This window comes from Synechococcus sp. BIOS-E4-1 (genome assembly GCF_014279995.1).
In the GTDB taxonomy this organism is placed as follows: domain Bacteria; phylum Cyanobacteriota; class Cyanobacteriia; order PCC-6307; family Cyanobiaceae; genus Synechococcus_C.
Genome location: NZ_CP047935.1, coordinates 450,876 through 477,637 on the forward strand (window position 1 = coordinate 450,876; position 26,762 = coordinate 477,637).

The following is a 26,762-nucleotide window of genomic DNA, read 5'->3' on the forward strand; positions in this document are numbered from 1 at the left end:
GACCCATCTGCTACAGATAAGAGAGATGTTTTGGTGACGATGTCTCAGCTATCCATCAAGTTGAGCGACAAAGCTGATGCTTTGATCGCTCAGTTGCAAAAAGAAATTTTCAATCGACGACGCAAGAAGGTCACTGCCTCCGGCGTTGTGGAGACCCTGGTGGAAAGCGGGGCTCGATCGCAGTCCGACAAGCGTTTCTCAACCTCCTGGGTCAATCTGATTGAGGACATCGAAAAGGCCGCCAAGCTGGCCAATGCCCATGGCAGTAAGCCCTCTTCTCTCAGCGATGAAGAGTGGGTGATGGTGTTGAGCCATCGCAACCGTCAGTCCACAGGCAAGCCTGCTCGCCAGTCGGCTGCCAAAAAAACCGCTGCCAAAAAGCCTGCGGCTAAAAAGCCCGTAGCCAAAAAGCGTATTGCCGCAAAGGCCGCCACGGCTAAGGCTCCTGCAGCGAAAGCCTCGGTTGCCAAGGCTTCCGTGAAGAAACCCGCTTCGCGTAAGCCGACCACGACCAGAGCCGCCAAAAAGACCACGACAACGTCGACAACCGTGAGCACTGCCAGCAAGCCACGCGCAGCTCGACGTGCCCGCAAGGCCACCAAGTCAGCTCCCGCTGGATCAGTGGCTGGACGCATGGCCAAGGCTGCAGCTCAGCTGGGCAGCAGCAGCGGCATCCCTTCTCCGGCTCGCAGCTGATCCACAAGCTGATCCACACAGTGCGGTCTCACCAGAGGCTGCACTGACCCTGCTGCCTGAGCAGGTGATCGGCCAGAACCAGATTCACCATTGCCTCCACCATCGGCACGGCCCTGGGCAGTACACACGGGTCATGCCGACCTTTGGCGGCGAGTGTGGTGGCCTGCCCGCGGTCGTTGATCGTTTGCTGCTCTTTGCGGATTGTGGCTGTTGGCTTGAATGCCACCCGGATCACAATCGGCTCACCGTTGCTGATGCCTCCTTGAATTCCGCCGGAATTGTTGGTGGCTGTCCGCAGTTGACCGTCTTCGCTTGGGAGAAAGTCATCATTGTGCTCGCTCCCTTTCAGCAGGGTGCCGGCAAAACCTGAGCCGATTTCGAACCCTTTGGTGGCAGGTAGTGACATCACCGCCTTGGCCAGATCCGCTTCCAGCTTGTCGAACACAGGCATTCCCAGACCCACGGGAGGTCTGCGTACAACGCACTCGATCAGGCCTCCACAGGAGTCACCGTCGCGGCCGATCGCCTCAATCCGTTCGATCATCCGCTCGGCCATTGCAGAATCCGGACAGCGCACGATGTTGGCTTCCACGGCTTCGCGGTTCACCGCATTGATATCCACCGTGGCTTCGAGGTCATGAATGCGTCGGACCCAGGCCACCACCTCGGTGCCATGGGCCTTGCTCAGCAACTGCCGGGCAATGGCACCGGCTGCCACGCGGCCGATTGTTTCGCGGGCCGATGCTCTGCCTCCGCCGCTGCGGGCCTGAATGCCGTACTTCGCCTGATAGGTGGCATCGGCGTGGGAGGGACGAAAGGCAACCTCCATCTCTCGGTAATCCTGGGGCCGCTGATCTTTGTTGCGCACCACCATGGCAATCGGAGTGCCCAGGGTGATGCCATCCATAACGCCGCTGAGAATCTCCACCTGATCGGCTTCCTTGCGCGGTGTGGTGATTCTGCTTTGGCCTGGTTTGCGCCGGTCCAGTTCGGCCTGAATCGCTGGCAAGTCGAGCTCCATTCGCGGCGGGCAACCCTCCAGGACCACGCCGACTCCGCCGCCATGGGATTCTCCGAAGCTGCTGATGCGGAACAGGGTGCCGAAACTGCTGCCCAATGGAATGCCTTCTCTCGTTTGAGCGTAAGAGAGCTCAGATCAGCTCGCTCAGGGCCCCTGAAGGATGTTCAGACGCTGGCCGGTCTCGAAGCATCTCGAAGTCCGCGAAGTCGAAACCGGGTCCGACACAGCAGCTCACCAAGGAGTACTGCCCTTCTGAGCGTGCTGCCATCCAGTGGCCTGCGGGCACCACGTGAACAGGATTGTGCATGGATAGCACGTGCTGCACGGCCTGGCCTCCCTGCGGTTCAAGCGTCCAGAGACTCAGTGGTGTTCCCTGCAGATGGGTCCAGACCTCATCGGCCTGATGAACCGCATGCCAGCGGCTTCTGGACCCTGCATCGAGCAGATAGAGGATGCTGGTGATTGCGGCCCGCTGCTGACCATCGGCACGGGTGACCCGTGATGGGCTCCGATACAGCTCACGGAACCAACCACCCTCTGGATGTTGCTCGAGGCTCCATTCCAGAATCAGTTGATTCACCACCTCCATCGGCGAGCGATTCGTTGATGGGGACTCCTCAGGCATTGGCTCCATCAGTTCAGGGGTTTGCTGAAACGCATCAAGCCCCAACTGAGCTTTCCTGACTGTCCACCATCAACCCAATGGCCAAGACCCGTGTCCATCCGCTCCAGATAACCGGGTGTGATGCTGCATTCAAGATCCTTTCGCCGCCGTCGCAATTCCAATCGCACTCTGCTGTAGTGCTCGATCAGCATAAGTGTGCGGTCATGCCATGCAGTCCTTGTGAGTCCCGCTTCGATTGCCCAGTGTTGATAACGCTCCGGTGATCCGAGATCAGCAAGGTGAATGCGATCGAGAATCGCCGTGAGTGAATCAGCGTTGACCCCATCCGCTGCCATGGGGTCGGTCATCACCATGACGCCGCCGGGTTTCAGCAAACGAGCTGCTTCCCGCATCACTCTTGGGCGGTCACCGGAGTGGAGAATCGCGTCCTGGCTCCAGATCACATCGGCGCAGCCATCGGGTAGAGGCACCGCTTCGAAGGATGCATCGTGGACAGTGATCCGCTCAGAGAGGCCGGCCTCTTGATTGAGCAGCCGATGTCGGTTGTTCTCAACCGCGGAGATGTTGATGGCATCCACCCGGACCCCAGGGCTGTCGCAGAGTCGTCGGGCTGCACCTCCGTAGCCGGACCCGAAGTCCACAACCTGCAGTGTGGTCGCTGTGTCTGAGGCTGGAGGCTGCCCCATCAGTGCAATCAGCGCGTCGACAGTTCGACGGCTTGCGGTTGCGATCGGTTCCTCGGGGCTCTCGTACAGGCCGATGTGAATGTCCTCACCGCCCCAGATGCCTGCGTAAAACCGATCGGCATCATCACTGTCGTAGTAATTGGCTGCGGTGCTGGCTGCGGCGGAATAAGCGCTCGTCATCGCTCAGATCGCTGTGATGTCGGTGTCGAACAGATATTCCTTCTCAGCCACATGCACGTAGAAGTCGGGATCATCGTGGCCGCGTTGATAGTCGCCGTAGCTGGTGATCCTCTGGAAGCCCACCTCGCGCATCAGACGCCGCACGTAGCCGTGGCGCAGCGGGAACATGTTCAGGTGATAGGTGCTGCCATCGCTGAAGGCGTAACGGAAACGGGCCAGTCCATCGTCGACGTGTTCCGGTCCCACTTCGACGTCCTTGCCGCAGTAGACATTGCTCTTGCCGCTTGTGGAGGTTCCCTCCAGCAGACGGTCATAGTTGCGGTGGTCCAAAATCAGTATGCCGTTGTGCTTCAGCACCGCGTAGTACTCGGCCAAAGCCTTGCGACGATCCCGCTCGCGGAACAGATGGGTGAATGAATTGCCCAGGCAAATCACGGCGTCGTACTCGCCGTGGATGTCGCGGTTCAGGAAGCGCCAGTCGGCATGAACCGTGCGCATCAGCAGGTCGCGTTCCCTGGCGTTTTTGAAGGCACGGGCAAGCATGTTGGGACTGCCATCCACGCTGACGACATCGAAGCCTTCGCGCAGAAGTCGGACGGAATGGAAGCCCGTGCCTGTGGCCACATCCAGCACCGATCGGGCACCGTGCTCGTGCAGTAAGCGCACAAAGAAGTTGCCCTCAGCTTCTTCCCTGGCATCCCAATCAATCAGGCGATCCCAGCGGTCTGCGAACTGCTCGATGTATTCCTGCTGATAATGATCTGTTTCCCTGACGCGTTCGGGTCGCTGCCCGAAGCGTTGCGAATCATCGGATTCCGCTGACGGTTGGCTTCTGAGTGTGGTCATGCCGGTCGAATCCTCTATGCGCGGGGGGTGCGAAGGACAGCAGCGGCGCTGTCTGACAGCTCGTCACCGACCCTCTGAGCTGTATCGACATTGCGAAACGGGCTCAATCGGCAACCTAATCACGGCGTTTGGAGCTGTCAGCTACGCGGACGCAGGCTTGGGCAAACGGATCGTGCCTGATCGCTGATCAGCGGTCAGGCCACTGCTATAAGCAGCTCAGACTTGGGCGGAGGCTCTGAAGTGCAATCAGAGATCTCCATCGAGTCGGTCTGGAAGCTTTTTGGCGGATCCTCCTCTGAGTTGATCGAGCAGCTGCGCTCGGGCGTGGATCCTGAGCTTCTTTATGCCAGTCGTGGCGTGCGGGCTGCTGTCCAGAATGTCTCAATGGAGATTCTCGCCGGCGAGATCTTTGTGGTGATGGGGCTTTCCGGTTCAGGCAAATCCACTCTGCTGAGAATGTTGAATGGACTGATCTCTCCCTGCGCAGGGGAGGTGATTGTCCAGGGTTGTTCGCTCAACGCGATGACTGGACAGCAGCTGGCGGAGCTGCGCCGTCATCAGATGGCGATGGTTTTTCAGTCGTTTGCGCTCTTCCCTCATCGCAGCGTGCTTGAAAATGCAGCTTTTGGCCTTGAGGTTGCGGGCATGCCACGCAAGGCGAGGATCGATCGTGCCATGCAGGCTCTTGAGCGTGTAGGGCTGGCTGCAGAGGCCCGCAAGCACCCGCGTGAGCTGTCCGGTGGGATGCAGCAGAGAGTTGGTCTGGCCAGAGCCCTGGCCCTTGACCCGCCGATTCTGCTGATGGATGAGGCCTTCTCTGCACTGGACCCCTTGATCCGCAAGGACATGCAGGATCTGTTGCTGGAGCTGCAGGCGGAGCAGCGTCGCACGGTGGTGTTCATTTCCCATGATCTTGATGAGGCGATCAGGATCGGTGACCGGATCGCCTTGATGCAGGACGGGCGGCTTCTGCAGTGCGACACCGCACAGCGGTTGTTGCATCACCCCGCCAATGATGAGGTCAAACGCTTTTTCCGCGACGTCGATGTGGCGTCCGTTCTGACAGTGGAGGCGATTGCGCAGCCTCCCCTCCATCAGCAGGTGTGTGATCTGGACGAACTCCTGCCTGATCAAGGGGACGTCACGGTGTACGTGACGGATCGTCTGCAGCATTTGCGTGGTGTTTTGCGAGCAGGTCGCGGCTGGTTCGACGTGGCTGCCATCAGGACGTTGTCAGCCGGAACATCCGTGAAGGAAGCCATTGATGTGGTGGCGAACAGTTCTGAGCCGGTGCCAGTGCTGGATCACGAGAAGCGCCTGCTGGGCGTGATCAGCCCGCGTCAATTGCTGCTCGCAATGGAGGGAGGCGCCTGATGCTGATCCTTGCCGCTGCCTCTCAAGCCGGTTGGCTCGGTCAGGCGATCGATCTCTGTGTTGCGTGGTTGTTGGCCAATGCCCAGGGATTGTTTGATGTGATCAAGGCGTCGGTCCTGGCCCTGGTCTCGGTCACCGCTTGGTTGCTGGAGTGGCCGCCGGCCTGGTTGTTCGCTCTGATCACCGCGGCGCTCGGGCTCTGGCGAGTCAATGGGGGTTTCGCTCTGTTTGTTTTGCTCGGTTTCAACCTTGTGCTTTCGATGGCGCTGTGGAGCGAGATGATCGCCACTCTCTCGCTGGTGCTGACTGCGTCAGGCCTTGCTCTGCTGATCGGCCTTCCTCTTGGCATTCTTTCGGCACGTTCACGACTGGTGTGGAGGCTGGTGCGCCCTTGCCTGGATCTGATGCAGACCATGCCGGCTTTTGTTTATCTGATTCCAGCTGTGATGTTGTTCAGCACGGGCGCTGTTCCTTCGATCCTGGCCACGCTGATTTTTGCCATGCCACCGGTGGTCCGGCTCACGCACCTGGGAATCGTTCAGGTTCCGGATGACCTCATCGAAGCCGGTCGCTCCTTTGGTTGTACTGATCGACAGTTGCTCTGGAAGGTGCAGATGCCCAATGCCGTTCCCACCGTGATGACCGGGGTCAACCAGACGATCATGCTGTCACTTTCCATGGTCGTGATCGCTTCGATGATCGGTGGTGGCGGTCTCGGTGATGTCGTGTTGCGTGGAATTCAGCAGCTTGATGTGGGGATGGGCTTTGAAGGAGGGATCGCCGTGGTGATTTTGGCGGTGATCCTCGACCGACTCAGTCAGAGCTTTGCCGGTCGTCGTGGATCATCACTGCAAGAGCGTTTGCGCGCCTGGATGTCTGTGTGGAGGGCTTCATGAGCGCTCGACAGATCCGACGACGAGCTTTTCTGCTCGGGGGCCTTGGGGTCGCGGGGATCTCCGCGGCAAGCCTGGTCAAGCTCAGTGCTCCTTCCACCTCGCTGAGTTCTTCAGCCTCCTCCGGGCAGGAAGGTTTGGAGGCCCCTCGCAGTTCACTGCCCGGCTCTGCATCCGCACGACCCACACTGCGCCTTGGTTGGTCACCCTGGGCTGATGCTGAGGTGGTGAGCCTCATTGCTCAGGCTGTGATCCAGCAGGCTTACAACGTGAGGGTCGAGCGTGTTCTCGCCGATATCGGCATTCAGTACGCCTCCCTTGCCCGTGGTGATCTGGACCTGATGCTGATGGCATGGTTGCCGTTGACGCATCGTGACTATTACCGGCGGGTACGCGATCGGGTCGTCGACTTTGGCTCGATGTACTCAGGCCGTCTGGGCTGGGTGGTTCCGGACTATGTGCCTGCTTCGGATCTCTCCTCCATCGCTGATTTACGCGATCCTTCTCTGGCGGCCCGCTTCGACAACCGCGTGCAGGGGATTGACCCCGGTTCGGGTCTGAATCAGGCCTCGGTCGAAGCACTCAAGAGTTATCGCCTCAATGATCTGGAGCTGGTGGCGTCCAGCAGTGCTGCAATGACGGCGGTGCTTGATCAGGCGATCCGTCAGCAACGTTGGGTGGTGGTCACCAGCTGGACTCCCCACTGGATGTTCGCTCGCTACAAGTTGCGTTTTCTGCAGGATCCGCAACGGGTGTTCGGTGGTATCGAGTGGATTCATGCGCTTGGTCGTCCTGAGCTGGATCTGGAGATGCCAGATGTGGCCGGTTTCCTCACGCGTTTCTACTTGCCTGATCAGGAGATGTCGGATCTGTTGCTGCAGGCCAATGAGCAGTCGGCCGAGGCCGCTGTTGACGACTACATCGCATCGCATCCGGCGCGCGTTCGCTACTGGAGCACCGGCGAGATTGCCTCAGGCTGATGACTCTCGGGAATCAAAGGTATCGGCGCAATGGCTGCTGCAGAACCATGCATGCACCTGACCTCTTTGTCGATGTGGCGTGGAGGGCTTGATGTGGACCTGCATTCCGCAGATCGGATCCGTTGATTCCTTCACGTAGGTCGCGGGTTCTGCGTCGAAATGCTGCGCGCAGCGTGAGCTGCAGAACAGAATCGTCTCCTTGGCGTGTTCACGCCGGCTGCCTGGCTTCGCGGGATTGACGCTCATCCCGCAGACGGGATCTTTGTCTTGCTTCCCGAGGTCTGTGGAGTTGTCATGACTCACCTCAGGGGTGGTTGCGGGTTCTGGCTCGGTCTGCTGATCGAAGTGCTCAGCGCAGTGATCCGAGCAGAACCAGAATTGATGGCCATTCCGCTTCCGCGTGGCCGGTGCGTTGGCTTTTTCCACCTGCATTCCGCAGATCGGATCGAGGGCATATCCGGCACCGCCTCCGAAGCGTTCTTTGTTGCGAGCCAGCCACCAAGACATCACAAGAATGCTGAGGGCGACCAGATTGAGCCATGTGGTGCTGTTCCAGCCGATCGACAGGCTCTGCCCAGCATTGATTCGAAGGTCAGGAATCAGTCCTGAGATTCGGAACAGTCCCTCAACGGACAGGCCGCTGATGGACATCAACAGCCAGAGGCCGAGCAGCATGCGCAGAGCCAGGCGCGGTCCGTAGTACTTCCTGTAGATCAACAGCAGCGGCAATGTGATCAGGTCAGCGAAGATGAACGCGATCACGCCACCGAAGGACACGCCCCCAGTCCATAAAGCCGCTGCCATAGCAACGTTGCCGACGGAGCAGACGAAGCTGATGATGGCGATCAGGGGGCCAATCAATGCGTTCTGGATCGATGTCCAGATCCCCTGGTTCTGCATGAATACAATCCGCCAGAGCGCGTCCGGCACCAGGGTGCTGAGCATGCCGGCCACCACAAAGCCGATCAGCAGCTCTTTGCGCAGCATCGTTAGATCGGCCAGCGCATAACTGGCGGCGTTGGCCCAGGTCGCTGGTGAGCGCAGCCTGCTTCCAAGACGCTCCGGTGTGGACGACCCGGCGTCCGCGGCATTGGCGATGGCACTTTCCCGCAGCCTCTCCTGGGCAGGTCGAGTGAGGCGAACAGGGAATAGATGGGGTCCCCACCACGCCAGCAGAATGATCATCAGTGGACCGCCGATGAACTCAGCTGCGGCAAACTGCCAGCCCAGCAGCACGATCAGGACCAGCCCGAGCTCAAGCACGAGATTGGTGGAGGCCACCATGAACACCTGGGCCGTGATGAAGTCGGCACCTCTGGCGAAGAGATTTTTGCTCATGGCCGAAGCGGCGTAGGAGCATGACGACGACACCATGCCCAGCCCGGAGGCGCGCAGAATCGCTCCCGGCTTGTGTGATCCCATCACGCGTTCCATGGCGTTGCGGCTTGCACAGGCCTGCACCAAGCCCGAGAGGCAGAAGCCGAGCACCAGAGGCCACAGCGTTGCCCAGAACATCAGCCATCCGCTCCAGAGCGATTGACCGATCAGCAGCGGTGCCACCTGGTTGATGTCCATGAATGGCTCAATGGGTCTGATCTCTTGATAGGCACGTTTTGGATCTCGCCCCAGAGCACCCGTTGCATTGATGGGGCGATTCGGCTTTGAGTTGTCTGGACAGCAAGCCAACAAAAAGCCCCCTCGTGAGAGGGGGCTTTCCGATTCAGCTAAAGCTGAATCTCTTGGAGACTTCAGCCTCAGCCGATGGCGGGAGCTTGCAGAGCCACAGGAGTGGACTCAGCAGCAGCCAGGTCGAGGGGGAAGTTGTGAGCATTGCGCTCGTGCATCACTTCCATGCCGAGGTTGGCGCGGTTCAGCACATCAGCCCAGGTGTTCAGGACGCGGCCCTGACCATCAAGGATGGACTGGTTGAAGTTGAAACCGTTCAGGTTGAAGGCCATGGTTGACACGCCCAGGGCGGTGAACCAGATGCCGACAACGGGCCAGGCAGCCAGGAAGAAGTGCAGGCTACGGCTGTTGTTGAACGATGCGTATTGGAAGATCAGGCGACCGAAGTAACCGTGGGCAGCCACGATGTTGTAGGTCTCTTCCTCTTGGCCGAACTTGTAGCCGTAGTTCAGTGAATCGTTCTCAGTGGTTTCGCGAACCAAGGAGGAGGTCACCAGTGAACCGTGCATGGCGGAGAACAGTGAACCACCGAAGACGCCAGCCACACCAAGCATGTGGAAGGGGTGCATCAGGATGTTGTGCTCGGCCTGGAACACCAACATGAAGTTGAAGGTGCCGGAGATGCCCAGGGGCATGCCGTCAGAGAAGGAACCCTGACCGAAGGGGTACACCAGGAACACGGCGGAGGCAGCAGCCACAGGTGCGCTGTAAGCAACGCAGATCCAGGGGCGCATGCCAAGGCGGTAGGAGAGTTCCCACTCGCGACCCATGTAGCAGAAGATGCCGATCAGGAAGTGGAAGACAACCAGCTGGTAAGGACCGCCGTTGTACAGCCACTCGTCGAGAGAAGCAGCTTCCCAGATGGGATAGAAGTGAAGGCCGATGGCGTTCGAGGAGGGCACAACAGCACCGGAGATGATGTTGTTGCCGTAGATCAGGGAGCCGGCGACGGGCTCACGGATGCCGTCGATGTCGACGGGGGGTGCTGCGATGAACGCAACGATGAAGCAGGTGGTGGCAGCCAGCAGGGTGGGGATCATCAGCACACCGAACCAGCCCACATAGAGGCGGTTGTTGGTGGAGGTGACCCACTCGCAGAACTGCTGCCAGCCATTAGCGCCGGAGCGCTGCTGAATGGTGGTGGTCATGAGAACGGAAAAGAAGGTCTCCGAAGAGACGGTTACGGAAGGGCAGGAAGCCCTGCCAGTTGTGATTGTAAAGCAACATTGCGCAAGATGTCGGCTGCTTTATGAAGCTGTCGTGAAGAACCATTGAGACCTCGCTCAGGCGTTCTCAGAGACGTGGTTGTTAGCGTCCAGATCATGCAAGGCCTCCTGCAACCGCCTGAGCTTTTGTCTCAGCCCAAGCATTCCCGCGAAAGGGTGCTGTTGGTTCGTCTGCCCTGCAATCCCATTTTTCCGATCGGCCCGATCTATCTCGCTGATCATCTGCACAAATGTTTTCCTGGGGTTCCTCAGCGGATTCTTGATCTGGCTGCTTTGCCGGTTCTTGATGTGCACCGTGTTCTGCGCATCACCATTGATCAGTTCCGCCCCACTCTCCTGGTGTTCTCCTGGAGGGACATTCAGATCTATGCCCCCGTTGATGGTCGGGGTGGTAACCCTCTTCAGAATTCCTTTGAGGTCTTCTATGCCCGCAATCCCCTGAAGCGATTGCACGGTGCCCTCGGTGGAATCAGGCTGATGACCAGCCACTACGGAGAGCTCTCACGCAATCAGGCTCTGGTGCGCAGGGGGCTGCGTCGAGCAAGGCGTCATCGTCCTGAAGCAAGGGCCGTACTTGGCGGAGGTGCTGTCAGCGTTTTCTATGAACAGCTCGGCCGCTCTTTACCGAAGGGAACGATTGTGTCCGTCGGTGAGGGTGAGCCTCTTCTGGAGAAATTGCTTCTCGGCCAATCACTCGAGGGCGAGCGCTGTTTCGTGGTCGGCGAGCCCCCTCGGCCGGGGTTGATCCACGAGCAACCGGAAAGTCGACCGAAAACGGCATGCGACTACGACTACATCGCCTCGATCTGGCCTCAGCTCGACTGGTATCTCGAGGGAGGCGATTTCTACGTTGGAGTGCAGACCAAGCGTGGCTGTCCCCATAACTGCTGTTACTGCGTCTACACGGCTGTGGAGGGTAAGCAGGTACGCCTGAACCCTGTTCAGTCGGTGGTGTCGGAGATGCGTCAGCTCTACGACAGAGGTGTTCGAGGTTTCTGGTTCACCGATGCCCAGTTCATTCCTGCCAAGCGCTACATCGAGGACGCCAAGGAGCTTTTGAAAGCCATCAAGGCGGAGGGTCTCACCGATATCCGCTGGGCTGCCTACATCCGGGCCGACAATCTCGATCCTGAGCTTGCTCAGCTGATGGTCGAGACCGGGATGAGTTACTTCGAAATCGGTATCACCTCAGGCTCCCAGGAGCTCGTGCGCAAAATGCGCATGGGCTACAACCTGCGCACGGTGTTGGAAAGCTGCAGGATGCTGGCGGATGCCGGCTTCCGCGACCATGTCTCGGTGAATTACTCGTTCAACGTGATCGACGAGCGTCCGGAGACGATTCGTCAGACCGTTGCCTATCACCGTGAGCTGGAGCGCATCTTTGGCGCCAATCTCGTGGAGCCCGCGATTTTCTTCATCGGGCTGCAGCCCCACACTCACCTGGAGCAGTACGGCTTCGACCAGGGACTGATCAAGCCCGGTTACAACCCGATGAGCATGATGCCCTGGACGGCGCGCAAGCTGCTCTGGAATCCCGAGCCCATGGGCAGCACGTTCGGCAGGATTTGTCTGGAGGCCTTTGATCTTGATCCTTCCGATTTCGGCCGAACCGTGATGTCACTGCTTGAGAGGGATTACGGGGTGGCCCCTCTGCAGGAAGCACTTCGAGCACCGCTTCAGGGTCGAGCCGCCTTAGCCAAGGCTGTGAGCTGACGCCAGAGCAAAACGCTTAAAGCGATGATTCCGATCAGTCCGCCAAGGGGGTTGGCATGGGCTCCTCCGGGGCCGATCAGCCATTGAGGAGCATTGGGGGAGACCTGCAGCAACCCGGCTCGCAGCGCGAACCAGCCGCCGACCAGCCCGCCGTGCAATCCGACGCAACCCCAGAGGGAACCACCGTCCAGCCGCCTCTGCACTGCAAGGATCAGACCAAGCAGCCATAAGCCTGTCAGCAGAGCGAGCATCGGCAGAAAACCCTGATCAAATCGGGTGTGCGCGAGGCTGAAAATCAGGGCCTGACCGATGACGGCTGGGCGAGGGCCAGCGAGTGCGTTGAGCTCTCCCCAGAGCCAGCCCCGGAAGAGCAGTTCCTCCGCCAAGCCCAGTCCGAAACAGAGCAACAAGGCGTTGATGACATCCGCCGTGGTGAGCTCTCCGAGCCAGCGCCCCCAGGATCCCAGCAGCAAGGGCAGGCAGATCAGGGCCAGCAGGCCTGCGGAACGCAGCAGGCCCTGGACCAGGCACGACCCCGGTGATGCCTCATCGCGGCGGCTGCGAACGCCGAGGGTCAGCCAGGGCTGACGGCTGTTCCAGCGTTGGCGCACCCAGCTGGGTAACACCAGGATGAACAGCACAAACGTGATGACCGTGCCGATCAGCGACAGCCGGGAAGCTGATACACCAGGAATCAGCAAACCGAGGGGCTGTGCCATCAACCACCCCAGTCCGTAGAGCGCGGGTATCAGGACAATCGCTGAGACCCAGCGGGGTTGAAGGCTGAGCAGGCCATCCCAGGCTTCAGCAGTGGGTTTGACGATTACTCCTCCGGCTCGATGGTGCTGGTGAGCCCTTTGCCCTTGAGCGTTTCGCAGTAGAACTCGGCCGGCTCCAGGTCGCAGACAATCACAAGCCCCACGCCTGTGTTGTGAGCTTCGAGCATCACAGCCATGCAGTCCTGCTCACTGAGTTGGGGAACGACCTGGCGCAAGGTGGTGACCACATACTCCATGGAGTTGACCGGGTCGTTGTGAAGCAGCACTTTGTACCGGGGAGAGCGCTTGCGGACCTGTTCCGGTGCCTTGTCCAGAACGGCTGCTCCACCTGGGCTACGGCTGGGGGTGTCCACCGCCATGACCATGGTTCTCAGAGAAATCGAATTTAAAGGGGATGGGAGCACAGCTGGCGAGTCAGAGGGCCTTGATTCGCGCCATGGCGCTGTCGACATTGTCTCGACTGTTGAACGCCGAGAGGCGGAAGTAACCCTCTCCGGCTGCGCCGAAGCCGCTTCCCGGAGTCCCCACCACATTCGCCTGATTGAGCAGATGGTCAAAGAAACCCCAGGAGTCCATGCCATCAGGAGTCTTGATCCACACGTAGGGAGCGTGCTCCCCGCCATAGACGGTGAGGCCAGCTGCGCTGAGTTCGCGACGGATGATCGCGGCATTCTCCATATAGAAGGCCACCAGGTTTTTCACTTCTTGCTGGCCAGCATCGGAGTAAACGGCTTCTGCGCCACGCTGAATGATGTAGCTCACACCGTTGAACTTGGTGCTCTGTCTGCGGTTCCACAGGCCCCAGAGTTCAACCGCCTCGCCGCCCGTGGTTTTGCCCTTGAGTCCTTTGGGAACAACGGTGAGCGCGCAGCGGGTGCCGGTGAAGCCGGCGTTCTTGGAGAACGAGCGGAATTCAATGGCGCATTCACGGGCTCCTTCGATTTCGAAGATCGAGTGGGGAAGGCTCGGGTCCTGAATAAAGGCCTCGTAGGCGGCGTCGAACAAGATCAGAGAGCCGTTAGCGCGGGCGTAGTCCACCCAGGCTTTCAGCTGCTCCTTCGTTGCCACGGCACCTGTGGGGTTGTTGGGAAAGCACAGGTAGACCAGATCCACCGGTTCGCTGGGGATCTCGGCAGTGAAGCTGTTGTCGGCACTGATGGGCAAATAGGTCAGACCCGCATAGCGCCCTTCGTCACCGGCATCGCCGGTGTGACCGGCCATCACATTGCTGTCCACGTAGACGGGGTAGACAGGATCTGTGACGGCGATCTTGTTCCCCGCACCGAGGATGTCCAGGATGTTGCTGCTGTCGCACTTGGAGCCATCGGACACGAAGATCTCCTCGGCGCTGATGTCACATCCGCGTGCCTGGAAGTCGTGCTTGGCGATGGCCTCCCGCAGCCAGCCGTAACCCTGTTCAGGGCCGTAGCCGTGAAAACCTTCTGCGGTGCCCATCTCATCAATGGCTGTTTTCATCGCCTCGCGACAGGCCTTGGGCAGAGGTTCTGTCACGTCGCCAATGCCTAGGCGGATCAGGGCTGCATCAGGGTTGGCGGCAGCAAAGGCCTTCACCCGACGTCCGATTTCAGGGAACAGATAGCCCGCCTTGAGTTTGAGGTAATTGCCGTTGACCTGAACCACAGAAAGACCGATTTCTGCGGGCATCCTGCTACATACGATGAAGGAAGTCGGGTCGGAAGACCGTGACCGTCGCGTTGAATACATCCATCGCTCCTGTGGCGTTTGATGAGCTGGTGGATGCGGGCATCAACAGGCCGGCTCGCTACATGGGCCATGAGCTCGGCGTCAAGCCAAGGGACTGGAACGGTGCCAGGGTTCGCTGGGCCCTCACCTATCCCGAGCTTTATGAGGTGGGCTCCAGCAATCTGGGCCACATCATTCTCTATTCGATTCTCAATGCCCTGCCTGGGCAGGTGTGTGATCGCTCCTATCTCCCGGCAGCTGATCTGGCCGATCGCCTCAAGCAGCGTGAGCAGGCTCTGTTCGGTGTGGAGAGTCGCTGGCCTCTCAACACTTTTGACATCCTCGGCTTCAGTCTCAGCTATGAGCTGGGAGCCACCAACATCCTCGAGATGTTGGATCTCTGCAGGGTTCCGATCCGAGCGGCAGACCGTGGAGACCTTCCGCTCAGTGACCCGCAGGCTCCGCCACTGATCTTTGCGGGGGGACCAACAGCCACAAGTAATCCAGAGCCCTACTCCGCCTTCTTCGATTTCATCGCCCTGGGAGATGGTGAGGAGCTGTTGCCGGAGATCGGCCTGGTGCTGGCCGAAGGCAAGCAGGCAGGCCTGACCCGTTCGGATCTGCTGCTTGATCTGGCTCTGGTGCCAGGGGTTTATGTGCCCTCTCTCTATGCTCCGGGCCCGGATGGGGTAGGGCTTGAACCGCTGAAGCCAGGACTGCCCAAGCGGGTGCTTCGGAGGGTTGCCACGCCGATGCCCCATTACGCCATGGGTCTGGTCCCCCATGTGGAAACAGTCCATGACCGGCTGACGGTGGAAATCCGCCGGGGCTGCACGCGTGGCTGTCGTTTCTGCCAGCCGGGCATGCTCACGCGGCCGGCCAGAGATGTGGAGCCCGAAGCCGTGATCGAGGCCGTTGAGACCGGCATGCGTCAGACGGGCTACAGCGATTTCTCACTGCTTTCGCTCAGCTGCAGTGACTACCTTGCGCTCCCTGCTGTGGGAGTGGAGCTGCGCAATCGGCTTGCAGATCGCAATGTCACTCTTCAGCTCCCCAGCCAAAGGGTCGATCGTTTTGACCAGAACATCGCTCACATTCTTGGAGGTGCCCGCAAGGCAGGACTCACGTTCGCTCCGGAAGCCGGCACTCAGCGTCTGCGGGATATCGTCAACAAGGGGCTGACCGACGACGACCTTCTGCAGGGCATCCGTACGGCGATGCAGAACGGTTACCGCAAGGTCAAGCTCTATTTCATGATCGGGCTTCCGGGAGAGACCGATGCCGATGTGCTCGGGATTGCCGAAACCTGCCGGATGCTTCAGGAGTGTTGTCGCGACCTGGGCCGCCTCAGCCTCAACACCACCATCAGCAATTTCACACCCAAGCCCCACACTCCTTTTCAGTGGCACAGCGTTTCCACAGCTGAGTTTCTCCGACGTCAGCAACTCCTGCGTGATGCAGGACGACGCCTTCGGGGTGTGCGCTTCAACTTCACGGATGTGCGCCTTTCGGCGATGGAGGATTTTGTCGGTCGAGGAGACCGGCGACTGGCACCTGTGATCGAAGCGGCCTGGCGTGCCGGTGCGGGGATGGATGCCTGGTTTGAGGCCCTCGATCGCACCCATAACGCCTGGACCACTGCAATTGCAGAGGCCGGGCTTGAAGGCCGTTACCGGCAGATGGAGCTTGGTGGCTGGAGCGCAGTGTCGGCGCTGGATCGTGATGATCTTGAGGCCTTCTGCCGGCAACCCCTGCCCTGGGATCACATTGACAGCGGCATCGACAAGGGCTGGCTGGCGCAGGATCTGCAGCATGCGCTTGCCTCAAGCGTTGTGCCTGACTGCTCGTTTGAGGCATGCAGCAGCTGCGGTGTCTGCGGCCCCGATCTGGGCCACAACGTTGTGGTGGCTCCACCTGTGGTCCCAGTGGCCAGGCCTCAGCAGGCACCACCCAGCGATCGTGCCTGTCGTATTCGCTTTCGTTTCAGCAAAACCGGAGCGATGGCGCTGCTCAGTCATCTGGATCTGGTGCGGCTTCTCGAGCGGGCGTTGCGCAGGACTGAGCTGCCCGTGAGCTTCACAGGTGGATTTCATCCCTTGCCTCGGCTGCAGCTGGCGCTGGCGCTTCCTCTGGGAGTGGAAGGGGAAGGTGAATGGATGGATCTGGAATTTGTGGAGATGGTGGATGCGCTGATGGTGAAGGAGCGTTGGCAGCAGACACTGCCACCGGGATTGCGTTTGATCACGGCTGAAGAAGTGGCCGTGTCATCCCCCAGCCTTGCTCAGCAGTTGCGAACCAGTCGCTGGCGTTTCGTTCTCAGTGGCTCTGAGCTGCTGTCGCGCTGTGAATCCACTGCCTGGTCGCAAGCCGTCTCGGCACTGCTTGCTCAGCAGGAGCTGATCTGGGAAGACACCGATAAGAAGGGTCGACCGCGTCGTCGTGATGTCCGTGACCTGCTCCAGAGTCTGCGCCTTCTCGGCCAGGCTGAGCTCTCTTCCGGTGCGGTCGGATGCCGTGCGGAGCTGGAGCTGATCGCTTCCGTTGATTCCCAGGGTCGCAGTCTCAAGCCGGCCCAGTTGCAGTTCTGGCTCTCGCAACATCTGGGGTTTGACTTGTCACTCTCCCGTGTTCGACGAGTGGAGTTGACTCTGTTGCAGTGCTAAGTTCAAATCAGGACTTCAATCTAGAGGCTTGAGCCACGGATTCGTCCCGGACTTCTTGTCCCAATCATTGTTTGGAACGAGAGGCCTAGGCCTTCGCTCCAGCCAGCGCCCTCGCGCTGACACTGATCTGCCATAGGAGTGATTCACTCCGTGCCATTTCGACCCAAGGGTCTTCTCAAAGCAATTCCAATTCACCCCCGATCTTGGAGCCAGCGGCTCGCTGATCGGCATCTGCCCTGACGGGCGTCGTCAGTTCCTGTTTATGCCCCAGCAAATCGTCATCGCCGAGCAGCTGCGAATCGCAGCGGTTCTGTCCGATGACCGTGTTGATGAGCTGATCGTGGCGCAAGGCCGCTATCAGATCGGTGACGTCTACCTCGGAACAGTGGAGAACGTGCTCCCGGGGATTGACGCCGCCTTTGTGAACATTGGTGAGAGTGAGAAAAACGGGTTCATCCATGTGAGCGACCTGGGCCCGCTGCGGCTCAAAAAAGGTGCCGCAGGCATCACTGAGCTGCTCGAACCGCGCCAGAAGGTTCTGGTTCAGGTGATGAAAGAACCCACCGGCACAAAGGGCCCTCGACTCACCGGAAATCTGGCTCTGCCAGGCCGTTATCTGGTGTTGCAGCCCAGTGGTCAGGGCGTGAATATCTCCCGCCGCATCAGCGCCGAAGGGGAGCGCAATCGCCTGCGAGCTCTGGGTGTGTTGGTGAAACCGCCGGGTGCGGGTCTGCTCATCCGCACGGAAGCGGAGGGAGTCAGTGAAGACCTGCTCATTGATGATCTCGAGTCCTTGCTGCGTCAGTGGGAAGCGATTCAGAAAGCTGCTGAAACCGCTTCGCCGCCTGTTCTGCTCAATCGGGACGAGGATTTCATCCATCGGATTCTCAGAGATCACACCGGCCCTGAGCTGGCTCGCGTGGTGCTCGATGATGCCGCCGCCGTCGACCGAGTGACCACCTTCCTGGGCCAGGAAGGGTCCAACGTGTCGGTGGAGGCACACACCGAATCCGACGAGCTGCTTGAGCACTTCAAGGTGAATGCGGCCATCCGTGATGCGTTGAAACCGAGGGTGGATCTTCCATCCGGCGGCTACGTGATCATCGAGCCCACGGAAGCTCTCACCGTGATTGACGTGAACTCGGGTTCGTTCACCCGTTCCGCTAATGCCCGTGAGACCGTTCTCTGGACCAACTGCGAAGCCGCTGTCGAGATTGGACGGCAGTTGAAGCTCCGCAATATAGGGGGTGTGATCGTCGTCGACTTCATCGACATGGATTCCCGGCGTGATCAGCTTCAGTTGCTAGAGCACTTCATGACGGCGATGCGCGATGACACGGCACGCCCTCAGATTGCGCAACTCACCGAGCTGGGCTTGGTTGAGATGACGCGCAAGCGTCAGGGGCAGAACATTTACGAGCTGTTCGGTCGAGTCTCCCCTGGTTACGAGGCAGTGCTGCCTGGTAAGGATCTTCCTCAGCCTCAAGCTGCTGCCACAGGCCTTGTGAGGTCAGCAACATCGGTGCGTGCGGAAGTCCCTGCCTCCGCTGACTCAGGGGGAGGCCGCCGCCGTAGGGGTGGCCGCGGCCGGCCTAATGGATCCACTGAGCCCAAGTTGGTTGACTCGACCCTGGAGACCGCTGTTGCCGGTGAATCCACATCGGAGGCCATGGAGCCTGCGGGCGCCAACCGCCGTCAGGATCCTGAACTGGTCGCTGTGCCGATGGACGACGACCAGGAAAGGGTTTTTGGCTGGTTGGGTCTGAATCCTGTGCTCCTGCTGGATCCACCTCCTGAAAATGACAACCTGCTGGTGCGTGTGGTCCGACCGGGGGAAGATGCCGACTCGGTCCTGGAGGACGCGAGACAGCAGCTCGCTGCCAGTTCAGGTCGCCGCCGTCGTCGCGGCTCCCGTGGAGGTCGAGGAGGTGGGCGCAATGGTTCAACCGCTCCGACAGATTCGCCCGTGTCTGCCTCGGGTCCCGCTGAAGAAGCACCATTGCTGGTTGAGATCACCCCGCTGGAGGTGACCCCCACCAACGACGTCCCGACACCGTCGCAAACGGCTGCTGGACCTGAGTCACAGCTTCCTGAACCCGTTGCAGCAGCAGTCGCTGAGCCTGAGAAGCCCGTTGAAGAGGCCCGTCCGGGCCGTCGCCGTCGACGGTCTTCCGCCATCGCCGAGTGATTGTTGGAGTTGATGAGGTTGGCCGTGGATGCTGGTTCGGCCCTGTCTTCGCTGCGGCGGTCAGCCTCACTGATGCCGCCGCGAATGAACTCTCCGATCTCGGCCTGACCGACAGCAAAGCCCTCTCTCCCAAGCGCCGAGCTGCGCTGGTTCCCGAGATTGAAGCTCGAGCGACCAGCTGGGCACTTGGCCAGGCGGCCGCGCGTGATGTGGATGCCAAGGGGATCAGGGTGGCGACGGAGCTTGCCATGCTTCGTGCTCTTCAAAAACTTTCCCAGGTCCCCGAGTTGGTTCTGGTGGATGGAGTGCTGCCCCTGCGTCTCTGGACAGGAGCTCAGCGCACCATCGTGCGTGGTGACAGCTGTGAGGCCTCGATTGCTGCCGCCAGCGTGCTGGCAAAGGAGGCGCGCGATGCCTTGATTCGTCGTCTGGCGCAACGTTTCCCTGGTTACGCACTGGAACGCCATGCCGGATATGGCACCGCTCAACATCGAGCGGCGCTGCTGGCTTCAGGTCCCACTCCGATGCATCGTCACACCTTCCTCACCAAGGTGTTTTCCGGGGTCTGAGCGCTGCTCCGCACTTGTGGTCTCCCCGGCCTCGGCCGGTTGCAGTGCCCAGTCTTCAAAATCTCGCACCAGCTGTCGCCCGACCCGACCTTTGATCGTCATCAGGATGCCGTTCAGGATTGACTCGCCGGTGCTTTCCAGCACTCGTCTTGGAATCAGCTTCAGCAGTGGTGGCTGGCTGACATGCACTCCGAGCTTGGCCTCGCCCTGCAAGCCGTGATCCGCCACTTCGAGTAATGCTTCCAGGCTCAGCTGGAAGTCATCGACAAGGCCAAGTCCATCCAGAGTTGCATCGGTCGCCTGAATGGCGATCGTTCCATCACCCTGCTCGATCTTCAGCGAAACGACAGGACAGACCTGCAGCTGAAACACTTGCAGTGTGGTGACGGTGTATCGGTAACGGCCAGGCCCGATTCTGTCGAGCTGACGCGCATCCAGAAGAGCTTTAATCACCCGGTCTTCCTGTCGCAGGTAGCTGCGCAGGTGTTCACTCTGGTTGGCGACCGGCAGATCGAGATGCTGACTGGCGCGGAAGGCAAGGGTCATGCCCCTTGTGCTGACGCGGCATGATCCTATCGATGCAAGTGCTTGGATCCATGCCGATTCGGATGGCGTTTCTTGGGCCGGAAGGCACCTATGGAGAGCGAGCGGCTAAAGAGATGATCCGGCTTGAACAGATCAGTGATGCTGCGTTGGTGGCATGCACCGGGCTGCGTTCAGTGGTCGACCATGTTGCTGATGGCCGTTGTCAGGCTGCTGTGGTGCCTGTTGAGAACTCGGTGGAGGGTGGTGTCACGGCCAGTCTTGATGCCCTCTGGTCTCATCCCGATCTGTGTATTCGACGCGCTTTGGTTCTGCCGATCCGCCACGCCCTGCTCAGTAGTGGTTCGATTGAGAGCGTGACTGAGGTTCTGTCTCACCCTCAGGCGCTGGCACAATGCAGCGGCTGGTTGTCAACCCATCTGCCGCAGGCGCTCCAACTACCGACCACATCCACGGCGGAAGCCGCTCGGATGGTCAAAGGCAGCCGTTTCAGAGCAGCGATTGCGGATCGCTCCGTTGGCGAACTGCAGGGTCTCGGGGAACTGGCGTTCCCGGTCAATGATGTTGTGGGCAACAGGACCCGCTTTCTGCTGCTGCATCGCGGAGAGCGTCTGCGCGATGGGCAGATCGCAAGCCTGGCCTTCTCTCTGCATCGCAATGCTCCTGGGGCCCTGATCGAAGCTCTTCAGGCGATTGCCGGCCTGGGGCTGAACATGAGCAGAATCGAGTCGAGACCGTCGAAACGCGAGTTGGGTGAATACGTGTTCTTTGTGGATGTGGAATTGCCAGCTTCCTGTGTGGATGACGTGCTGACCAAACTCGAGGCCCTTCTCAGCCCGCTGTGTGAGCATCTGGCCAATTTCGGCGCTTATCCCAGCTCGGAATTCAACTAATCAGAGGCGAGGCGAAACACGCCGAACTGCATCATTCCCCGGGCGAATGCCCAGCGCATCAACAACATCGTTGGAGTTTCGCGCAGGCCTTGAAGCAGGGCGGGCGGGCCGAGTTTGAGCACGGCGGCGGGCCGTCGGAACCCTTCCAGGATCGATTCATTCCAGGAAGGGAGAGTCGCCCTGGTCCAGTCTGCTGTATCGATCAGCCCCCTGCGTTGACAGCTGCTTTCCAGGTTGTGCTGGAACCCCGGGATGCTGGCGAATTCGGGATGAGCCCACTGAGTGAGCAGCTGGTGCATCACCCAGCGTTCGCGGGCATCCAGCGCACCGTCGCGAGGATCGCGACGGTTCCAATCAGCGACAGCCAATGCTCCACCCGGTTTCAGAACCCTGAGGAGTTCATCAGCAAACCGTTGCTTATCCGGCATGTGGGGGCCTGCCTCCACACTCCACACCGCGTCGAATTCGGCGTCCGCAAGATTCAGGTTCAGCGCGTCCATCACGGCAAAGCGGCAGGACAGGTTGTCCGGCGTTAGATCCGTGGCCCGTTGGATCTGTGCGGGACTGATGCTGATGCCGAGTACGTCAAATCCATAGTCCCTGGCGAGAATCCTGGCGCTGCCGCCGATCCCACAGCCCACATCGAGCACCCTTGATCCGGGGGGCAGGCGATCCAACCCACTCCAATGCACGAGTTCGTGCACGAAATCGGCTTTGGCACGGCGGAAATCCCGTCGAATCGGAGGATCTCCGTAATGTCCAAGATGCACGTGCTCCCCCCAGAGGGTCTCGAGCAGCCGGTCTTCGGTCCAGGCGTCATAGGCAGAAGCGACGCTTTCACTGGAGTGATAGGTCCGGCTACGTCGAGTCCAGAGTCCATAAGCCCCCGCAGCGGCGGCGAGACCGATCACGGCCGGAGCCAAAAAAGTGGTGAGAGACATCAACCGTTGCCGGAATCGGCGGAGGAGAGGGTGTCGCGCAGCACGGTGCGTGCAGCCAGCTGACGACGGGTTTCATCGAGCATTTCGAACTCCTGTTCGAGACGGGTACGGGTACTCGTGAGCTCAAGAAGTTCCTGCTGTTGATCTGCCACGGGGCCACCCAGGTGAGCACCGATCCAGAACGACAGCTCTCTTGGCAGGTCGGGCAGATCGTCAGGAAGTGCGGTGGGGGAATCGGTGAGCTTGCCTGTCAGTTCCACCACATCTCTGAGGGCTTTGGTGACGAAATCGCTGAGGGTGTGAAGCTGATCGAGATCGCTCTCAGGCTCATCCTCAATCCAGCTCACCATGGCCGTACGGAAAGGCGTCTCACGGGTCACATTCAGCACCCGAAAACGCTGTTGTCCGAGCGTCACGATGTTGCTGCGACCGTCCTCCCCCGTCTGATGCTGGATCACTTCGGCACAACAGCCGATGGTCGCCATGCTTTGGCTGCGGGGGTCCCAACGGACGACACCAAAGCGTCGATCGGTTTCCAGGACGCTCTGCAGCATCATCCGATAGCGCGACTCAAAAATGTGCAGGGGCAGCACGTCGCTGGGGAACAGAACGACATCCGGCAGAGGAAATAACGGAAGCTCTCTGACGGACAGGTCAGCCACGCAGGAAATTCTCGAGGGCTCGAATCCTAGGCAGCTGACTGAATGAACGGGCTCGGCTCAGAGCTTGACCTCAATATCCACGCCGCTGGGCAGATCGAGCTTCATCAGAGCATCGATTGTCTTGGCGGAAGGGCTGTAGATATCGATGATTCGGCGGTGGGTCCTGGTCTCGAAATGTTCCCTGGAATCCTTGTCCACATGGGGTGAGCGAAGAACACAGTAAATCTTGCGCTTGGTCGGAAGGGGAATGGGCCCGATCGCCGTTGCTGCAGTGTTATCGGCGGTTTCAATGATTTTGTCGCAGGACAGATCCAGCATGCGGCGGTCAAACGCCTTGAGGCGGATGCGGATCTTCTGTTGGGCGATTGCAGTGGACATGAAGCGCGAAGAAATCTCCTGCGGAGATCACGAGAGGTGGATTGTCGAGGTGCAGATCGAACGTGTTTGAGCAACGTTCGAGTCGTTTGGAATGTTAAAGGATGGCCTGACAGCAGTCAGACCATCCTTTTGATCATCCCGGTCTAGATCACTCGATGATCTTGGAGACGACGCCTGCGCCGATGGTGCGACCACCCTCGCGGATAGCGAAGCGCATGCCCATTTCCATGGCGACTGGGCAGATCAATTCGCCGGTCATCTTGATGTTGTCTCCAGGCATCACCATTTCCACGTTGCTGCCATCCTCTGCGGTGAAGGCGGTGATCTGACCGGTCACGTCCGTGGTGCGGATGTAGAACTGCGGGCGGTAGCCAGCAAAGAAAGGCGTATGGCGGCCACCTTCCTCTTTTTTGAGAACGTAAACCTGACCCTCAAATTTGGTGTGAGGGGTGATCGATCCGGGCTTCACGAGCACCATGCCGCGCTCGATGTCTTCCTTCTGAATGCCACGAAGCAGCAGACCCACATTGTCACCAGCCATGCCCTCATCGAGCAGCTTGCGGAACATCTCCACACCGGTGACGGTGGTTTTGCGTGGCTCTCTGATGCCGACGATTTCCACTTCTTCGCCAACCTTGACGATGCCTCGCTCAATACGACCTGTCGCCACGGTGCCACGGCCGGTGATGGAGAAGACATCCTCAACAGCCATGAGGAAAGGCTTGTCAACTTCGCGCTCTGGCTCAGGGATGTTGGCATCAACAGCCGCCATCAGCTCCTCGATCTTGGACTCCCATTCAGCGTCGCCTTCGATCGCCTTCAGGCCGGAGACCTGCACTACGGGAATATCGTCGCCGGGGAAGTCGTAGCTGGAGAGCAGTTCGCGGATCTCCATTTCCACCAGTTCGATGATCTCCTCGTCATCGACCATGTCGCACTTGTTCAGTGCAACCACCAGGGCCGGCACGCCAACCTGCTTGGCCAGCAGGATGTGCTCCTTGGTCTGGGCCATGGGACCGTCGGTTGCGGCACACACGAGGATGGCGCCATCCATCTGAGCGGCACCGGTGATCATGTTCTTCACATAGTCCGCGTGGCCAGGACAGTCGACGTGGGCGTAGTGACGCGAGTCGGTCTCGTATTCGACGTGAGCGGTATTGATGGTGATCCCGCGCTCGCGCTCTTCAGGAGCGCCGTCGATATCGGCATAGTCCTGAACCTCTGCTTGTCCCTTTTTGGCGAGCACGTTGGTAATCGCTGCGGTGAGGGTTGTCTTGCCGTGGTCAACGTGGCCGATCGTGCCGATGTTGACGTGGGGCTTGTTCCTTTCGAACTTCTCGCGTGCCATTTTGGTTAAAGAATCGGGGGTGGAATTAAAAGGGGGTAGAGATCAGGAATTGCCCTGATTCTTGGAGATGATGGCCTCGGCCACGTTGCGAGGAACATCCTCATAGTGGCTGAATTCCATCGAGAAAATACCCCGACCCTGGGTCATGGATCGGAGCTCGGTGGCATAGCCGAACATCTCGGCCAAGGGCACCTTGGCCGAGACTTTTGACGTGCCATCGTCAATTGCCTGACCTTCGACCTGGCCCCTGCGGGAGGACAGGTCGCCGATGATCGAGCCGAGGAAATCCTCGGGGACCTCGACCTCGACCTTCATCATCGGCTCAAGAAGCACTGGATTGCACTTCTTGACGGCGTCCTTGAAGGCCATCGAACCGGCAATCTTGAATGCCATCTCCGACGAGTCCACATCGTGATATGAACCGTCGACCATGGTGACTTTGACGTCGATCATGGGGAATCCAGCAATCACGCCGGACTCACAGGTCTCCTTCATGCCCATTTCCGAAGGCTTGATGAATTCCTTGGGGACGACACCACCAACAATCTTGTTGATGAATTCAAAGCCGGATTCGGGTTCACCCGGCTCCATTTCGATCACCACATGGCCGTACTGACCCTTACCGCCGGTCTGACGAGAGAATTTGCCCTCGCCTCTTGATGCCGCGCGAATGGTTTCGCGATAGGAGACCTGAGGAGCACCGATATTGGCTTCCACCTTGAATTCGCGCAGCATCCTGTCGACCAGGATCTCCAGGTGGAGCTCACCCATGCCGGCAATCACGGTCTGACCAGTCTCTGAATCAGTTCTCACACGGAAGGTGGGATCTTCTTCAGCCAGTGCGACAAGAGCTTTGGAGAGTTTCTCCATATCACCCTTTGTCTTGGGCTCAACCGCCACGGAAATGACCGGTTCCGGAACAAACAGTGTCTCAAGGACAATCGGATCCTCAACCGAGCACAGAGTGTCTCCGGTGGTTGTGTTCTTCAGACCTAGAACAGCGCCCAGATCGCCAGCTCGTAGTGCATCGACTTCCTCGCGGTCATCGGCCTTCAGCACTACCAGCCTGGAGATACGCTCTTTGCTGTCCTTGGTTGAGTTGAGGACGTAGCTGCCCTTCTCGAGAACACCGGAGTACATCCGAACAAAGGTGAGCTTGCCGTAGGGATCGGCCATCACCTTGAAGGCCAGAGCACTGAAAGGCGCTTTGTCGTCGGAGGGGCGAACAGCTTCCTTGCCATCGGGCAGGACTCCCTGGATGGGAGGAACATCCACTGGTGCCGGCAGATAGTCGACAACCGCATCGAGAACAAGCTGCACACCTTTGTTCTTGAAAGCGGAGCCACAAAGCACGGGCACAAGGCCATGCCTCAGAACTCCTTCGCGGATGCCGTTTTTGAGCTCCTCAATCGAAAGCTCACCGGTTTCCAGGAATTTCTCGATCAGGTTTTCGTCGTTCTCGGCAACGGTTTCCATCAGGACGTTGCGCCATTCATCCACCTGATCCTTCATCTCAGCCGGAACATCGGTGACTTCGATGTTCTGACCGAGATCGTCTTTATAGATGTGCGCCTGATTGGCCACGAGATCAATGATGCCGCTCAGCTCGCCTTCAGCGCCGATGGGCAGCTGAATCGGAACGGCATTCGCTTTGAGGCGATCCTTGATTTGACCGTGGACCTTGAGGAAGTCGGCGCCGGTGCGATCCATCTTGTTGACGAACACCATTCGGGGAACGGAATAGCGGTCGGCCTGACGCCAGACGGTTTCTGACTGAGGCTGGACGCCTCCAACCGCGCAGAACACCGCAATCACACCGTCAAGCACGCGCATGGAGCGCTCCACCTCGATGGTGAAGTCCACGTGGCCAGGCGTATCGATGATGTTGATGCGGTGATCCTTCCAGCTGGTGGAAATTGCCGCAGCAGTGATGGTGATGCCCCGCTCGCGCTCCTGGGCCATCCAGTCGGTCACTGCCGCACCGTCGTGCACTTCACCGATCTTGTGAACCACGCCTGAATAGAACAGAATCCGTTCTGTCGTGGTGGTTTTGCCCGCATCAATGTGGGCAGCGATACCAATATTTCTGACGCGTTCCAGGGGAAAGGCGCGAGCCACAGGAAACTCCGGGGTGGGGCGTAAAAAGGCGGGTGAGATCCTACAGGTCC

At 59.4% G+C, this 26,762-nt stretch carries 24 protein-coding genes; 9 read left to right on the top strand and 15 right to left on the bottom strand.

Annotation, left to right across the window (positions count from 1 at the left end; all coding sequences use genetic code 11):
- Positions 1 to 39 precede the first annotated feature (39 nt).
- The gene (locus tag SynBIOSE41_RS02010; RefSeq protein ID WP_186539441.1) at positions 40 to 696 is read left to right on the top strand and encodes a hypothetical protein; all 657 of its coding nucleotides are present in this window, start codon (positions 40 to 42) and stop codon (positions 694 to 696) included.
- A gap of 28 nt (positions 697 to 724) precedes the next feature.
- On the opposite strand, the gene aroC is transcribed toward SynBIOSE41_RS02010, so the two are convergent.
- Genes aroC through SynBIOSE41_RS02030 form a run of 4 tightly spaced genes read right to left on the bottom strand, consistent with a single transcriptional unit; the run spans position 725 to position 4,054 of the window.
- On the bottom strand, positions 725 to 1,813 hold the full coding sequence (gene aroC, locus SynBIOSE41_RS02015; protein ID WP_186539442.1) for a chorismate synthase: 1,089 nt from the start codon (positions 1,811 to 1,813) through the stop codon (positions 725 to 727).
- A gap of 34 nt (positions 1,814 to 1,847) precedes the next feature.
- On the bottom strand, positions 1,848 to 2,351 hold the full coding sequence (locus SynBIOSE41_RS02020) for a cupin domain-containing protein (protein ID WP_066904630.1): 504 nt from the start codon (positions 2,349 to 2,351) through the stop codon (positions 1,848 to 1,850).
- Positions 2,351 to 3,208, bottom strand: a complete 858-nt coding sequence (locus SynBIOSE41_RS02025; RefSeq protein WP_186539443.1) for a cyclopropane-fatty-acyl-phospholipid synthase family protein — start codon at positions 3,206 to 3,208, stop codon at positions 2,351 to 2,353. The genes SynBIOSE41_RS02020 and SynBIOSE41_RS02025 overlap by 1 nt, the downstream gene beginning before the upstream one ends.
- A 3-nt stretch (positions 3,209 to 3,211) precedes the next feature.
- Positions 3,212 to 4,054, bottom strand: a complete 843-nt coding sequence (locus tag SynBIOSE41_RS02030; RefSeq protein WP_066905010.1) for a class I SAM-dependent methyltransferase — start codon at positions 4,052 to 4,054, stop codon at positions 3,212 to 3,214.
- Between the two features lie 222 nt (positions 4,055 to 4,276).
- On the opposite strand from SynBIOSE41_RS02030, the gene SynBIOSE41_RS02035 reads away from it, so the two are divergent.
- Genes SynBIOSE41_RS02035 through SynBIOSE41_RS02045 form a run of 3 tightly spaced genes read left to right on the top strand, consistent with a single transcriptional unit; the run spans position 4,277 to position 7,301 of the window.
- Complete coding sequence (locus tag SynBIOSE41_RS02035; RefSeq protein ID WP_255475906.1) at positions 4,277 to 5,428, top strand: glycine betaine/L-proline ABC transporter ATP-binding protein; 1,152 nt, start codon at positions 4,277 to 4,279, stop codon at positions 5,426 to 5,428.
- A complete protein-coding gene (locus SynBIOSE41_RS02040; protein ID WP_186539444.1) occupies positions 5,428 to 6,324 on the top strand; it encodes a proline/glycine betaine ABC transporter permease in 897 nt (298 codons plus the stop codon). Before SynBIOSE41_RS02035 ends, SynBIOSE41_RS02040 begins: the two co-directional genes overlap by 1 nt.
- Positions 6,321 to 7,301, top strand: coding sequence for a glycine betaine ABC transporter substrate-binding protein (locus SynBIOSE41_RS02045; protein WP_186539445.1), 981 nt, complete (start codon positions 6,321 to 6,323; stop codon positions 7,299 to 7,301). Before SynBIOSE41_RS02040 ends, SynBIOSE41_RS02045 begins: the two co-directional genes overlap by 4 nt.
- On the opposite strand, the gene SynBIOSE41_RS02050 is transcribed toward SynBIOSE41_RS02045, so the two are convergent.
- A complete protein-coding gene (locus SynBIOSE41_RS02050; protein WP_186539446.1) occupies positions 7,293 to 8,876 on the bottom strand; it encodes a permease in 1,584 nt (527 codons plus the stop codon). The two genes, SynBIOSE41_RS02045 and SynBIOSE41_RS02050, sit on opposite strands and share 9 nt — an antisense overlap.
- A gap of 179 nt (positions 8,877 to 9,055) precedes the next feature.
- Entirely contained in the window at positions 9,056 to 10,135 is a 1,080-nt protein-coding gene (psbA, locus tag SynBIOSE41_RS02055) for a photosystem II q(b) protein (protein WP_066904623.1), read from the bottom strand.
- Positions 10,136 to 10,309: 174 nt separating this feature from the next.
- Here psbA and SynBIOSE41_RS02060 point away from each other — a divergent pair, with 174 nt between their 5' ends.
- Positions 10,310 to 11,926 carry a photosystem II high light acclimation radical SAM protein gene (locus SynBIOSE41_RS02060; protein WP_186539447.1) on the top strand — a complete coding sequence of 539 codons (1,617 nt, stop codon included), beginning with the start codon at positions 10,310 to 10,312 and terminating at the stop codon, positions 11,924 to 11,926.
- Here the strand turns inward: SynBIOSE41_RS02060 and SynBIOSE41_RS02065 are convergent.
- From SynBIOSE41_RS02065 to SynBIOSE41_RS02075, 3 genes are all read right to left on the bottom strand, one after another.
- Entirely contained in the window at positions 11,890 to 12,645 is a 756-nt protein-coding gene (locus tag SynBIOSE41_RS02065; RefSeq protein WP_186539448.1) for a CPBP family intramembrane glutamic endopeptidase, read from the bottom strand. The genes SynBIOSE41_RS02060 and SynBIOSE41_RS02065 overlap by 37 nt on opposite strands.
- Positions 12,646 to 12,749: 104 nt before the next feature.
- Positions 12,750 to 13,070, bottom strand: coding sequence for an ATP-dependent Clp protease adapter ClpS (gene clpS, locus SynBIOSE41_RS02070; protein WP_066904616.1), 321 nt, complete (start codon positions 13,068 to 13,070; stop codon positions 12,750 to 12,752).
- Positions 13,071 to 13,119: 49 nt separating this feature from the next.
- On the bottom strand, positions 13,120 to 14,346 hold the full coding sequence (locus SynBIOSE41_RS02075) for an LL-diaminopimelate aminotransferase (RefSeq protein ID WP_186540693.1): 1,227 nt from the start codon (positions 14,344 to 14,346) through the stop codon (positions 13,120 to 13,122).
- A 146-nt stretch (positions 14,347 to 14,492) separates the two neighbouring features.
- Between SynBIOSE41_RS02075 and SynBIOSE41_RS02080 the strand changes: the two genes are divergently transcribed.
- The 3 genes from SynBIOSE41_RS02080 to SynBIOSE41_RS02090 all read left to right on the top strand — a co-directional run bounded on the left by SynBIOSE41_RS02080 (position 14,493) and on the right by SynBIOSE41_RS02090 (position 19,829).
- Positions 14,493 to 17,072 carry a TIGR03960 family B12-binding radical SAM protein gene (locus tag SynBIOSE41_RS02080; protein WP_255476017.1) on the top strand — a complete coding sequence of 860 codons (2,580 nt, stop codon included), beginning with the start codon at positions 14,493 to 14,495 and terminating at the stop codon, positions 17,070 to 17,072.
- A gap of 262 nt (positions 17,073 to 17,334) precedes the next feature.
- Positions 17,335 to 19,260: an Rne/Rng family ribonuclease gene (locus SynBIOSE41_RS02085; protein ID WP_186539449.1), complete on the top strand. Its 1,926-nt coding sequence runs from the start codon at positions 17,335 to 17,337 to the stop codon at positions 19,258 to 19,260.
- Complete coding sequence (locus SynBIOSE41_RS02090; RefSeq protein ID WP_186539450.1) at positions 19,257 to 19,829, top strand: ribonuclease HII; 573 nt, start codon at positions 19,257 to 19,259, stop codon at positions 19,827 to 19,829. The genes SynBIOSE41_RS02085 and SynBIOSE41_RS02090 overlap by 4 nt, the downstream gene beginning before the upstream one ends.
- On the opposite strand, the gene SynBIOSE41_RS02095 is transcribed toward SynBIOSE41_RS02090, so the two are convergent.
- Positions 19,770 to 20,375, bottom strand: coding sequence for a DUF1997 domain-containing protein (locus tag SynBIOSE41_RS02095; RefSeq protein WP_186539451.1), 606 nt, complete (start codon positions 20,373 to 20,375; stop codon positions 19,770 to 19,772). The two genes, SynBIOSE41_RS02090 and SynBIOSE41_RS02095, sit on opposite strands and share 60 nt — an antisense overlap.
- A gap of 50 nt (positions 20,376 to 20,425) precedes the next feature.
- Between SynBIOSE41_RS02095 and pheA the strand changes: the two genes are divergently transcribed.
- Entirely contained in the window at positions 20,426 to 21,265 is an 840-nt protein-coding gene (gene pheA / locus SynBIOSE41_RS02100) for a prephenate dehydratase (protein ID WP_186539452.1), read from the top strand.
- On the opposite strand, the gene SynBIOSE41_RS02105 is transcribed toward pheA, so the two are convergent.
- The 5 genes from SynBIOSE41_RS02105 to fusA all read right to left on the bottom strand — a co-directional run bounded on the left by SynBIOSE41_RS02105 (position 21,262) and on the right by fusA (position 26,712).
- The gene (locus SynBIOSE41_RS02105) at positions 21,262 to 22,206 is read right to left on the bottom strand and encodes a methyltransferase domain-containing protein (RefSeq protein WP_066904602.1); all 945 of its coding nucleotides are present in this window, start codon (positions 22,204 to 22,206) and stop codon (positions 21,262 to 21,264) included. The genes pheA and SynBIOSE41_RS02105 overlap by 4 nt on opposite strands.
- Positions 22,206 to 22,868, bottom strand: coding sequence for an LON peptidase substrate-binding domain-containing protein (locus tag SynBIOSE41_RS02110; RefSeq protein WP_186539453.1), 663 nt, complete (start codon positions 22,866 to 22,868; stop codon positions 22,206 to 22,208). Before SynBIOSE41_RS02110 ends, SynBIOSE41_RS02105 begins: the two co-directional genes overlap by 1 nt.
- Before the next feature lie 57 nt (positions 22,869 to 22,925).
- Complete coding sequence (rpsJ, locus tag SynBIOSE41_RS02115; protein WP_006042265.1) at positions 22,926 to 23,246, bottom strand: 30S ribosomal protein S10; 321 nt, start codon at positions 23,244 to 23,246, stop codon at positions 22,926 to 22,928.
- A 148-nt stretch (positions 23,247 to 23,394) separates the two neighbouring features.
- Complete coding sequence (tuf, locus tag SynBIOSE41_RS02120; RefSeq protein WP_066904596.1) at positions 23,395 to 24,594, bottom strand: elongation factor Tu; 1,200 nt, start codon at positions 24,592 to 24,594, stop codon at positions 23,395 to 23,397.
- A 42-nt stretch (positions 24,595 to 24,636) separates the two neighbouring features.
- A complete protein-coding gene (gene fusA, locus SynBIOSE41_RS02125) occupies positions 24,637 to 26,712 on the bottom strand; it encodes an elongation factor G (RefSeq protein WP_066904593.1) in 2,076 nt (691 codons plus the stop codon).
- Between the last annotated feature and the right edge of the window lie 50 nt (positions 26,713 to 26,762).

Coding starts and splice junctions, on each gene's coding strand:
- SynBIOSE41_RS02010 (WP_186539441.1), top strand. CDS start 40: ATGTCTCAGCTATCCATCAAGTTGAGCGACAAAGCTGATGCTTTGATC.
- SynBIOSE41_RS02020 (WP_066904630.1), bottom strand. CDS start 2,351: ATGGAGCCAATGCCTGAGGAGTCCCCATCAACGAATCGCTCGCCGATG.
- SynBIOSE41_RS02025 (WP_186539443.1), bottom strand. CDS start 3,208: ATGACGAGCGCTTATTCCGCCGCAGCCAGCACCGCAGCCAATTACTAC.
- SynBIOSE41_RS02030 (WP_066905010.1), bottom strand. CDS start 4,054: ATGACCACACTCAGAAGCCAACCGTCAGCGGAATCCGATGATTCGCAA.
- SynBIOSE41_RS02040 (WP_186539444.1), top strand. CDS start 5,428: ATGCTGATCCTTGCCGCTGCCTCTCAAGCCGGTTGGCTCGGTCAGGCG.
- SynBIOSE41_RS02045 (WP_186539445.1), top strand. CDS start 6,321: ATGAGCGCTCGACAGATCCGACGACGAGCTTTTCTGCTCGGGGGCCTT.
- SynBIOSE41_RS02050 (WP_186539446.1), bottom strand. CDS start 8,876: ATGGACATCAACCAGGTGGCACCGCTGCTGATCGGTCAATCGCTCTGG.
- psbA (WP_066904623.1), bottom strand. CDS start 10,135: ATGACCACCACCATTCAGCAGCGCTCCGGCGCTAATGGCTGGCAGCAG.
- SynBIOSE41_RS02060 (WP_186539447.1), top strand. CDS start 10,310: ATGCAAGGCCTCCTGCAACCGCCTGAGCTTTTGTCTCAGCCCAAGCAT.
- SynBIOSE41_RS02065 (WP_186539448.1), bottom strand. CDS start 12,645: ATGGCACAGCCCCTCGGTTTGCTGATTCCTGGTGTATCAGCTTCCCGG.
- clpS (WP_066904616.1), bottom strand. CDS start 13,070: ATGGTCATGGCGGTGGACACCCCCAGCCGTAGCCCAGGTGGAGCAGCC.
- SynBIOSE41_RS02080 (WP_255476017.1), top strand. CDS start 14,493: ATGGGCCATGAGCTCGGCGTCAAGCCAAGGGACTGGAACGGTGCCAGG.
- SynBIOSE41_RS02085 (WP_186539449.1), top strand. CDS start 17,335: ATGCCCCAGCAAATCGTCATCGCCGAGCAGCTGCGAATCGCAGCGGTT.
- SynBIOSE41_RS02095 (WP_186539451.1), bottom strand. CDS start 20,375: ATGACCCTTGCCTTCCGCGCCAGTCAGCATCTCGATCTGCCGGTCGCC.
- pheA (WP_186539452.1), top strand. CDS start 20,426: ATGCCGATTCGGATGGCGTTTCTTGGGCCGGAAGGCACCTATGGAGAG.
- SynBIOSE41_RS02105 (WP_066904602.1), bottom strand. CDS start 22,206: ATGTCTCTCACCACTTTTTTGGCTCCGGCCGTGATCGGTCTCGCCGCC.
- rpsJ (WP_006042265.1), bottom strand. CDS start 23,246: ATGTCCACTGCAATCGCCCAACAGAAGATCCGCATCCGCCTCAAGGCG.
- tuf (WP_066904596.1), bottom strand. CDS start 24,594: ATGGCACGCGAGAAGTTCGAAAGGAACAAGCCCCACGTCAACATCGGC.